Source organism: Lutibacter sp., assembly GCF_041555395.1.
Classification (GTDB): Bacteria; Bacteroidota; Bacteroidia; order Flavobacteriales; family Flavobacteriaceae; genus Lutibacter.
The window spans coordinates 1-7684 of record NZ_JBFFKM010000079.1 but is presented as its reverse complement, the minus strand read 5'-3'; the positions used below and the strand labels follow the sequence as shown (position 1 = coordinate 7684).

4 protein-coding genes are annotated in these 7684 nt (G+C 33.4%); 2 read left to right on the top strand and 2 right to left on the bottom strand.

Going from position 1 to position 7684, the window contains the following annotated elements; all coding sequences use genetic code 11:
* Positions 1-128 precede the first annotated feature (128 nt).
* Together ABY285_RS11715 and ABY285_RS11710 are read right to left on the bottom strand one after the other, a co-directional pair.
* Positions 129-842 carry a hypothetical protein gene (locus ABY285_RS11715; RefSeq protein WP_372770269.1) on the bottom strand — a complete coding sequence of 238 codons (714 nt, stop codon included), beginning with the start codon at positions 840-842 and terminating at the stop codon, positions 129-131.
* A 19-nt stretch (positions 843-861) separates the two neighbouring features.
* On the bottom strand, positions 862-1569 hold the full coding sequence (locus tag ABY285_RS11710) for an OB-fold nucleic acid binding domain-containing protein (RefSeq protein ID WP_372770267.1): 708 nt from the start codon (positions 1567-1569) through the stop codon (positions 862-864).
* A 145-nt stretch (positions 1570-1714) separates the two neighbouring features.
* Between ABY285_RS11710 and ccsA the strand changes: the two genes are divergently transcribed.
* Both ccsA and ABY285_RS11700 read left to right on the top strand, forming a co-directional pair.
* Positions 1715-4906: a cytochrome c biogenesis protein CcsA gene (ccsA, locus tag ABY285_RS11705; protein WP_372770265.1), complete on the top strand. Its 3192-nt coding sequence runs from the start codon at positions 1715-1717 to the stop codon at positions 4904-4906.
* 31 nt (positions 4907-4937) lie between these two features.
* On the top strand, positions 4938-7631 hold the full coding sequence (locus ABY285_RS11700; RefSeq protein WP_372770263.1) for a response regulator: 2694 nt from the start codon (positions 4938-4940) through the stop codon (positions 7629-7631).
* Positions 7632-7684 lie beyond the last annotated feature (53 nt).

Sequence of the window (7684 nt, the reverse complement as noted above, 5' to 3'; positions counted from 1 at the left end):
TTTGCCCCACTGGGGCTATAAATTCACTTATTTTTTATACAGACTCCCCAACTTTTGAATGTGTAACAAAAAAAATACCGTTGTTAACAACGGTATTTAATTGATTTAAATTTAACGAATAATCGTATTTAAGGGGCAATCACAGCATCCTCCATAATTACTTTATAGAAAGAGCCGGCACCAAAATCTTTATCTAAAGTTAGTGTCCCTTCAAAAACAACCTGATCTCCCACCAGTACATTTTCCTGACAAGTGATCATTAAATCATAAGCGCCTTCAAAGCTGGTGCCATCCTGAAAATGCACCCAGTTTTTACCCAGAATTCCACTGCTGAATTTGGTGACCTCGCCTTTTATTTTTATTGTTTTACCTGCATAGTTTTGTTTGTTTTCAAACAATTCAGCGATACGGATACCTCCTTCTATACTTTCAATGGTTAATGCTAGTTTGTCCAAAGTAGGTGCTTTCCCTACTTTTACAGGCTCTTTAACCTCATTTGGATCTACCATGCCTTTTTCAGGATCAATCGCATTCCCATTGGTAATGGACCCTAAAAAGATGACTTCATCAAATGTTTTGTCTAATTCTGTGCTTTGGAAATCGGGCATTGCCATACCGCCTTTATAATAGTATACTTCTCCCAATTTAGCTTCTATAGTGGGAACAGCCAACCATTTTGTAGCGCCATCTTCCAAAACATTTAAATAGGTATAAGACGCTACTTGCAATACTTCTTGTACAATTACTTTTTTTAACCCGCTTTCAGCATGTGGGTTTTGTGCAATTCCTATAATACTAAACAGGAAAATACTTGTTGTAAGGATTGTTTTTATGAATTTCATACGTTTATAATTAACATGATTATTTAATAATTTCTGTGTCTTCAACAATAATTGTATAGAAATAACCAGCGCCAAAATCTTTATTTAAAGTCACTTTTCCCTTAACAGTAACAACATCACCTAATTTTACTTCAGCTGCTGTGGTTAAAGTCAGGTCAAACTCTCCCTCAAAATCAGTTCCATCCTGAAGGTGAATCCAGTTTAAGCCCATAATAGCGGGATTGTATTTGGTAACTTCACCTTTTAGGGTTACTATTTTATTGTTGTATTTTTCTTTGTTTTTAAACAATTCAGCAAGGCTAATGCCATTTGTTGCAGTTTCAACGGTAACTTCCTTTTTTTCAATGACTGGCTTGGGAGTTTCTTGTTTTTGGAGATGCGGAGTTTCTGTCAATGGCGCACTTGCACCTTCAGCATTTTCACTAAATCTTTCCACAAAATAGACTGTTTCAAAAGTTTTGTTTAAATCCTTACTTTCAAAATTTTTCATTTCCATGGCTTTTCCGTAATAATAAGTATTGCCAACAGTAACAGGTGTAGTAGGAGCAGCTATCCAGCTTTCCTCTCCGTCTTCCAATACGCGGATATAGGAATATTGATTCACATGCAACACTTCCTGTGCAATTACTTTATGGGTAGTGGGTTGGTTTGTATCATCCGACTTTTTTGAAGAATCACATGACGTCAGTATAACAAAGAGTAGCAAAAAGCTTAAAAATAATTTCATTTTCAAAATGTTTTAATTATAATAATATATATGGCAAAGTTAATGGTTACGGGCTAAAATTTAACTGACAATTGTCATTTAAATTTTTATATCATTATGTTACTTTTGTAGCATTAACTAAAATTAGAACAATTAAACTACAATAATGAAAAAATTACAAAACATACTTTTCTCTGCAAGAACAACACTTGGTTTATTGGTAATATTTGCAATTGCCATGGGAGCAGCCACATTTATTGAAAACTCGTACGACACGATTACGGCTAAAATATTGGTATACAATGCGCACTGGTTTGAGGCCGTAATGATACTTATGGTTGTGAATTTTATTGGCAGTATTAAAAGATATCAATTATTAACTTGGAAAAAAATGTCGGGATTTGTTTTCCACAGTTCTTTTATTGTGATGATTATTGGCGCAGGCGTAACGCGTTATGTAGGCTTTGAAGGGAGAATGCATATCCGTGAAGGGCAATCTTCCAATTATATTTTTAGTGATCAAACTTATTTGAATATAAGAGCTAATGACGGTGTAAAGGATTATTCCATAGACCAACAGTTAACTTTTGGAATGATAACTGACAATTCTTTTCAAGTAGACCTTGAAACAGATAATAAAGGAACGGTAGAAATCAGTTATATAAATCATCTAAAAAAAGCGAAGGAAACCTATGTGGAAGGGACGGAAGATGGTTTTACAATGCTTAATTTAACGGTAAGTGATGACGGAGGGCATAAGCATGAAATTCAGTTAAAAGACGGGGAGATTAAAATGATGCATGATACGCCGCTATCATTTAATAACAACCAAAGTCCCGATGCTGTAAAAATAACAGGAAATGCTGATGGGTTATTTATCAGCTACCCGGCAAATATTAAAACGGCTGCTATGCCGGCTATGACAGAAGGTCTTATTCTAAAAGACAGTTTGGGAGCATTAACCCGAATGATGTTGTACCAGCCTGAGGGATCAGGATTGGCTATTGTAATGACCAAAATCTCTAAAAACAATGTGGTGAAATATGTTGAAAGTGAAACTGATGAAAATTTACCAGGTGCTTTAATTTTAGATGTCAAACATAACGGAGTATCAAAAGAGGTTACAATTATAGGAGGCCCCGGCTATATTGAAAACTTTCAGGAGGTGGAAATTGATGGAATTACACTTAAATTAGCTTATGGAGTGAAAAAAATAGACCTTCCGTTTGAGTTGCAATTGAATAAATTTGAGTTAGAGAGATATGCGGGGTCTATGAGCCCTTCATCTTATGCCAGTGAAGTGACCTTAATTGATCAAAGAAAGGGTGTACGAAAAAACCACCGTATTTTTATGAATAATGTACTGGATTATGGTGGCTATCGTTTTTTCCAATCTTCTTATGACCAAGATGAAAAAGGAACGGTTTTGTCTGTAAATAGTGATTTCTGGGGAACTTGGATCTCCTATTTTGGATATACTTTGATGATACTTGGATTTATCTGGACTTTGTTCAACAAAAATTCAAGATATTGGGATTTAATGAGCAAAATTAAAGAACTTCGTAAAAGGAGAAATGAATTAACTTGCTTACTGCTTTTTTTAGGAATGTCGGCAAGCCTGTTTGCGCAACAAGAGCACCAGCATACAGAACAAGAGCACCAGCATACCCCTACAATTAACCCTTATGCTGTAAGTGCTGAACATGCAGATAAGTTTGGTGAGTTGATTGTTCAAAACTATGAAGGTCGTTTCGCGCCCTTAAATACTTTAGCTGTTGATGTGATCCATAAAATATCAAGAAAAGACAAGTTTGATATTCCGGGCAGGGGGAAAATGACAGTCATGCAGGTGTTCTTAGACATGCCGCTCAATGCTGAATTCTGGAAAAATCAAAAAATCATTTATATTAAGGAAAAATCTGTAACAGATGTCATTGGAATCTCAGGAAAGTATGTTTCTTTTAATGACTTTTTTGATGAAAAACAACAATACAAACTGGCTTCTTTTGCTGAAGTAGCTTTTAGAAAGCCAGATGCTGATCGCAATAAATTTGACAAAGAAATTATCAAAGTGAATGAACGATTGGAAGTTTTTATGATGACTTTCCAAGGAAATATGTTGGATATTTTTCCAGTACAAAATTCTGAAAATAATAAATGGGTAAGTTGGGACGATGAATTGGCCAATCAACCATTAACAGGAAGTATTCAAATTATTAATGATGATTTACAACTGCGAGTGTTTAATTACAATAATATTCAACGAGCTTATTTTATGGAGTTGACCAATGCTGCTAAAACGGCAGATTATACAAGGGCTGATAAATTGTTAGGGTATATAAAAAGTATGCAACGTCAAGTAGGGGATGAAAGTATTCTTCCAACAGAGGCAAAAATTAAAAGTGAGATTAGTTACAACAAGTCTAATATATTTATCAATTTGAAAAATGTATATGCTTTGCTAAGCATATTGTTGTTAGTCCTGGCATTTGTGGATAATTTAATTTCTAAGAAAAATAAATTTTTAACTTGGTCACTTAATATATGTATTGCCATTTTAGGCGTTGCCTTTATGTACCATACGTACGGTATGGGAATGCGCTGGTATTTATCTGGACACGCACCTTGGTCTAATGGTTATGAAGCATTGATTTTAATATCTTGGTCAAGTTTACTTGCTGGGTTCAGTTTCATGCGTTATTCAAAAATTACCTTGGCAGCAACTTCATTACTGGCATTTTTCACCTTAATGACGGCAAGTCACAGCAGTTATGATCCTCAATTAACCAACTTGGTACCTGTATTGAAATCGTATTGGTTAATTATACACGTGGCAACATTAACAATCAGTTATGGGTTTTTAGGTCTTGGTTTTGTATTAGGGATCTTTAATATGGGTATCTATTTATTTAAAACACCTAAAAATGAAAAACGCCTTTCATTAATAACTAAGGAATTAACCTATATCAACGAAATGAATTTAACCATTGGTTTATTTCTGGCAACGATTGGGACTTTTTTAGGAGGTGTTTGGGCAAATGAATCTTGGGGTCGTTACTGGGGCTGGGATTCTAAAGAAACCTGGGCATTGGTAATTACCATAGTGTATACCATTATTTTACACTTTAGATTGGCACCAAAATTGAAAGGGGAGTTTATTTTTAATGTGGCAGCCATCTTTGGATTTGGATCGGTATTAATGACTTTTATTGGTGTAAATTATTACTTTACAAAAGGAATGCACAGTTATGGTGCTGGTGGAGGAACCCCTGTATTCCCAATGTGGGGTTGGATCACTATTTTAACAATTGTGGTACTAATTGTAATTGCGGGCTTAAAAGAAAGGAAGAATAAATGAAAGGAATATTGATTTAACCCCAAAGAAACAGATGTCACGGAAAAATATATCTAAAAAATATCAAATCGTTGCACTTTCATTTTTATTCTTAATTGCATCATTTATATTAATAGATTATAACATACAATATTTTAAAAAGTTTTTTTTAGAATCGTACTATGTTGCTTTTTTCCGTGTAGCTTCTTTTCTGTTTTTATTAAATTGTGTTTCTCTGTTGCTTTTAATTTTAAATCCAACGTCAAAAAATTATAAAAAGCTCGTTTTTGCGATTACTTTTTTTATTTTGATTGGCTGCGCTTTTGTGCTTTTTAATTCACTGTTAGGCTGGGGACACAATTTAGAAAAGTATTTAATGAGGAGTGACAATGATACAACAACAATGCATGACTTGAGCACTACAGTATATTCTGCCGGGCTGCTTTTATTGTTTAACTTTTCCATACTACTTCATAATACCAAAAACAAAAAGTTATTATACGTTAGAAATTGGAGTGTGATTATTGTGTTAGTAATGGCTTCCCTGTATATGGTATCCTATTCAGAAAACGCAAGTCAATTATTTGAAAAAACACATGTATTGTCTGTTTTATATGCAATTTTTTTATGGAGTTTAAGTATTCTATATTTATCTATTATTGATTTCAATACCTTTCCTTTGATTTATTTTTCTGGCAATTCGCCGGAGAAAAACTTAATAAGATTTTTTGCCCCCTCACTTTTCATTTTCATATTATTATACAACACCTTCAAAACTTTTTTGTTGAATAATGAAGTAAATTTTATCATCAACTATTTGTTTGTCTTTTTTAGTATCGTTATCGGACTTATTGTTGTAGTGGTAACTTCAAAACTTTTTGAAAAAGATTTAACAAGATTTAAAAATTACCATAAAGAAACTTTAGATAATTTGTTGGAGGGTTTTTCTGGGACAGCCTTTGATGGAACACTTTTTTCTTACAATAAAGAATTTGTCAGAATATTTGATTTAGACAGTGCTGTAAACTATCTTGGAACAAATGTAATTGATTTATGGGCCGACCCAAAGCAACGAGAATTATATGTTACCCAACTCAAAAAAGAGGGCTATATAAAAGATTTTGTTGCAGCCATGAAAAAAATGGATGGGACAAAAATAATTGTTCGAATTTCTTCGCGATTGTGTAGTGATAAAGATGGAGAACTATTAAAAATTGAAGGTGTTTTTCAAGATGTTTCTGAACAATTTAAACTTAAAAATGAGTTAGAAGAAAGTGAGGAAAAATTTAAAGCGTTGGTTGTTAACAATGAAGAAATTATTTTTTCATTTAATTCCGATGGAACCATATTGCTTTTGGAAGGGTTAGGCCTGGAGAAAATGGGGCTTAACCAAAACCAATTGATCGGTAAAAATATCTTTGAATTGTGTAAGGATTATCCAAAAATTACAGAGGATATAAAAAGGGCGCTTAATGGGGAGAAAGTTATTTCTGAAACGAAAGTGGGGACCGAAAGTTTTAAAACTATTTTCGCACCCTATCTTGACATGAACACCAATAAATACTTTATCTTGGGGATGGGTATAAATATCTCTGAGCTCAAACAAGCCAAAGAAAAAGCAGAAGAAAGCAATCGGTTAAAATCAGCTTTTTTAGCCAATATGAGCCATGAAATAAGGACCCCAATGAATGCTATCCTTGGTTTTTGTGAAATTGTGGAGTCAAAAGATCTTTCAGAAAGCAAAAAGGAAGGGTATTACAAACTCATACATAAAAGTGGAAACCGGTTACTTGATATTATCTCCGACATTATAGATATTTCTAAAATTGAATCCAATCAAATTAAAATTGAGTTAAAACCTTGTAACCTGAACTTACTTTTAAAGAATTTAAAAAGTCAGTTTAATTTATCAAAAAAGAATACGGTAACATTGATGACTAAATGTGCACTTCCTGATAATGGATGTGCAATTATTACTGATGAAGATAGATTAACTCAGGTAATCAGTAATATATTAGAAAATGCGTATAAGTTTACAGAAGAGGGTATCATTGAATTTGGCTATGCTTTAACGGAAAAAGAAATCCGTTTTTATGTAAAAGATTCCGGAATTGGAATTAAAGCTAAAGACCATCAGTTTATTTTTGAGCGTTTCGGTCAATCGGAAAGCGGAAAAGAAAAAGCCAAGGAAGGAACAGGTCTTGGTTTGTCCATTTCAAAAGGAATCATTGAAGCATTGGGAGGAAATATTTGGGTAGAATCTGAAATGCTTAAAGGAGCTACATTTTATTTTACCATCCCTTACTGTGTGTCAGAAAATAATGCCTTAGAAATTGAAGAGAGTAAAGATAATACAGCCTATGAGTTAAATAGGACAACAAATCAAACCATATTAATTGCAGAGGATGAAGAATCTAACTATTATTTATTAGAAGCAATATTAGAAAATCTTGACTGTAAACTTATTCACGCAAATAACGGAAAAGAGGCTGTTGAAATGTTTCAAAATAATGCTGTTGATATAATTTTAATGGATTTTAACATGCCTGTGATGAATGGTTTGGATGCTACCATAGAAATTAGAAAAATGGATGAATCAATTCCAATTATAGCCTTAACGGCCAATGTAATGGATGAGGATAAGGAAGAAGCCTTGGCAATTGGCTGCAATGATTTTCTGTCAAAACCCGTGAACCGTCATGTGCTGGTGGCAACCATGAACAAACATTTAAACCAGGTTTTAAAATAATTTCTGAAAATTCAAAAGCCTTAAATAAGTTTTTTATGCTTAACGATATATGC

Bases quoted from the DNA above. Each gene is read 5' to 3' on its own strand.
- ABY285_RS11700 (WP_372770263.1), top strand. From the start codon at position 4,938: ATGTCACGGAAAAATATATCTAAAAAATATCAAATCGTTGCACTTTCA.
- ABY285_RS11715 (WP_372770269.1), bottom strand. From the start codon at position 842: ATGAAATTCATAAAAACAATCCTTACAACAAGTATTTTCCTGTTTAGT.
- ccsA (WP_372770265.1), top strand. From the start codon at position 1,715: ATGAAAAAATTACAAAACATACTTTTCTCTGCAAGAACAACACTTGGT.
- ABY285_RS11710 (WP_372770267.1), bottom strand. From the start codon at position 1,569: ATGAAATTATTTTTAAGCTTTTTGCTACTCTTTGTTATACTGACGTCA.